This is a genomic window from Moorena sp. SIO3I6 (assembly GCF_010672095.1).
This window is the reverse complement of record NZ_JAAHHU010000548.1, coordinates 1-2,845: the sequence shown is the minus strand read 5'-3', so window position 1 is coordinate 2,845 and position 2,845 is coordinate 1. Positions and strand designations below refer to the sequence as shown.

Annotated in this window: 3 protein-coding genes and 2 pseudogenes; 2 read left to right on the top strand and 3 right to left on the bottom strand. The window is 41.9% G+C overall.

Annotation, left to right across the window (positions count from 1 at the left end):
* Window positions 1–152 precede the first annotated feature (152 nt).
* On the top strand, window positions 153–335 hold the full coding sequence (locus F6K49_RS39335) for a hypothetical protein (protein WP_293067100.1): 183 nt from the start codon (window positions 153–155) through the stop codon (window positions 333–335).
* A gap of 84 nt (window positions 336–419) precedes the next feature.
* Window positions 420–1,309, top strand: a pseudogene (locus tag F6K49_RS39330) (IS5 family transposase); the annotation flags it as partial.
* 30 nt (window positions 1,310–1,339) lie between these two features.
* Here F6K49_RS39330 and F6K49_RS39325 read toward each other — a convergent pair.
* The 3 genes and pseudogenes from F6K49_RS39325 to F6K49_RS39315 form a co-directional block, all read right to left on the bottom strand.
* Window positions 1,340–1,501 (bottom strand): anacyclamide/piricyclamide family prenylated cyclic peptide, encoded by a 162-nt coding sequence (locus F6K49_RS39325; RefSeq protein ID WP_083305643.1) that lies wholly within the window; start codon window positions 1,499–1,501, stop codon window positions 1,340–1,342.
* A 444-nt stretch (window positions 1,502–1,945) separates the two neighbouring features.
* A complete protein-coding gene (locus F6K49_RS39320; RefSeq protein ID WP_293106001.1) occupies window positions 1,946–2,374 on the bottom strand; it encodes a DUF29 domain-containing protein in 429 nt (142 codons plus the stop codon).
* Window positions 2,375–2,396: 22 nt separating this feature from the next.
* Window positions 2,397–2,845: pseudogene (locus tag F6K49_RS39315) on the bottom strand (hypothetical protein); the annotation flags it as partial.

Here is a 2,845-nt window from a genome sequence, read left to right as displayed (position 1 = left end):
TCATTAGCCACTGCCCACCAAGGGGCGCGAAAGTATTTTTTTACTCTATTTTTTACTCTATCTGTAAAGCTTGCTTCAGATGCGATCGCTCTCTACTTCAGGATGCATCTGATTAAAGCTGTTTGAGCCAGTGGGTATAATGGGAATCGAATGTGGAACAGACATCTTGCCTGTTCCCAAATGCCATGAAACAGGCATCGAATGTAGAATGGGAATCGAATGTGGAACGGGCATCTTGCCCGTTTCCTGCCATGGAATGGGAATCGAACATGGAACAGGCATCGAATGTGGAACCGGCATCTTGCCGGTTACAATTCTCAGAAAATCAGGGCTAGGGTGTGTTTTCTTGCCTCGTTGTATCCTAAAAGTAGTGTGAAGGCAGGGTGCATTCATGAATCGAGGGGACGTGAAGTTTTGAACAGTGGGAGAGGTGAAAACCGTTACTACCACCACAAAAACCCCATACAGGTAAGCCAAACAAAGACCACCGCACGGTGATCAACGGAATTCTCACCGGTACTAAGAACAGGTGCACCGTGGCGAGACTTACCTAGGGATTATGGCAAGTGGCAAAGTGTCGCAACCAGGTTTTACCGATGGCAAAAAACCGGAATCTGGAACCAAATATTGGAAAATCTGCAAGCAATCGCTGATCTTCGAGGAAATCTTGATTGGAAGGTTCACTACGTGGATGGCACCGTGATACGTGAGAGACGCGCGCCTTAGAATAAAGAAGCCTTTACAGGGGACAAACTATGGGTAAAAGGGTTAAAACTTATTAATTAAGGCTTCTTTATTCTTACGGTAACTTCAAACCCATCAACACGCAGCTGGGGGAAAAAAAACGGCGAAGAAGATGAAAAATTAGGGCGTTCTCGCGGAGGCTTTAGTACAAAAATACACATACGTTGTGAAGGTTGAGGGTTACCGATCACATTTCTTCTTAGTCCAGGTCAACGAAATGAGTCACTTTTTCGTCGAACTTTTGATGGAACAAGGTGCTGCTCGCGCGTCCTGGGCGAGGCCGTCGAAGTATTCGTCCCTTAAGACTGGTTGGAGATAAAGGTTACACAGGTCGTAGAATCCGTAATTCCCTCCGTCGTCGTGGTATCCGTCTTACCATACCACGACTTTCCCGCCGAACCACGTCGCGGTCCATTTAACCGTGAAATCTATCGTCAACGCAACCTTGTAGAGCGTGCTATCAATCGAATCAAGCAATTTCGCTCCCTTCGCTACCCGATACGAAAAGCTTGCTAAAAATTATACAGCCATGTTGACGATCGCATTAATTTTATTGTGGTTATAGTTTGAAAACACGCCCTAGCCCGTCACACAACTACTCAGCGTCGTCGCCCGCAAAAGGAGCACCCATCGGGATCCCCCTGCCGCCGCCTGCACGAGCCGGTGCGATCGCATTAGCATCTGCTGTTGAAGCATTCGTCACAGTTTCACGCTGAACAGGAGCAGCTTGAAGGGGAGTGAGTTTTTTGGTTTTCATTATTTTTACCCAGAATAAATTATTCTGAATAAATTCTAGCCTTTGTATTTAAGATGTCAACCTAGGATATAGCGGTTGGCAATTTGGTGAGGTACAAATTCTTGGATTTTATGGAACAGGGAATAGGGAACAGGGAACAGTAATTAAATCGGGAATCGGGAATCGGTAATCGGGAATCGGTAATCGGTAATCGAGAATCGGGAACAGGGGAAAAATTATGTGTACCTCATTAGGTTATAAACCGCTATAGCAATTTGCCGATAAGTTAATTATGATAATGTCGCAAAAAAGATAAATTACACTTATTAATTTGTAATAATAATTAACTTATTTTGGATGCCAATTGCTCTATTGACTGTTCCCTGTTCCCTATTCCCAGATCCGCTGTTCCCAGATCCGCTGTTTCCTAAAAAATAACTATGTACTTAAACAACTCGCAAACCGTTATGGAAACCAATCATCATCCAAAGCTTGTGTAAGATCAATTTCCGCTTCTGGAGGAAGTGTAAACAGTTGAGAAACAGATTTTACCGCACTAGGATAAGCTTTTTTGTAGAAAGTTTCCAGTTGAGTACAAAGGCTAGGACTATCCTCAATAATAGTTTTAATTTGAGCGCGAAAGTTTACAACTTCAGCCGCCCAATGATTCCTAGTTCGTTCTTGTTCAGATTTCCAATAAGCCAGTTTCAGCAGGTGTTCTAAAAGACGGGTTAAAAGACTCAATAATGCTCGCTTTTCACTTTTACCCATGCTTTCAATTTCTTCAATTAAATTTTTCCAGTCCACTTCACTAAAATTACGATTTCGGAGATTTTCTACGGTTTCCTGTATCCATTGATAGTAGTCAGTTTCATAGGATGTGTATGGTTTCATGCTGGGGGGGTGACGAAAATAGTTATAAAGCAGACAGGGCAAGCGATCTAGCTCTCATTCCTCGTAAATAATACTTCTGTTGTCTTGATGCAGTCGCTCATGGGGGAAACCCCCAAGACCGCGCTGCATCGCTTATTACGATTAAGTTTCATTAATTTTTGTACTAAATCAATAAGTTCATAACTAAACTTGACCCAAGTTTGAGCATATAAGCCTATATAAAAACTACTGTGTCGTCTTTGTAAACGACCAGATTCTTTTACTCTACCAACATATTTCTGAATTCCTTTACCTTTAATTTTTTGTCCGTGAAGAGTAGCAGAAGTATAAGCTATTGTTATCAATAAAATTAGGGAAATTAACCGATTATCTGAAACATTAGTGTCTTCTAAGTTATAGCAACCTGTTTTAAAATCTCTAAACATTTGCTCAATATTAAACCGTTTTTTATAAGCAGCAATTGCCAAGTCT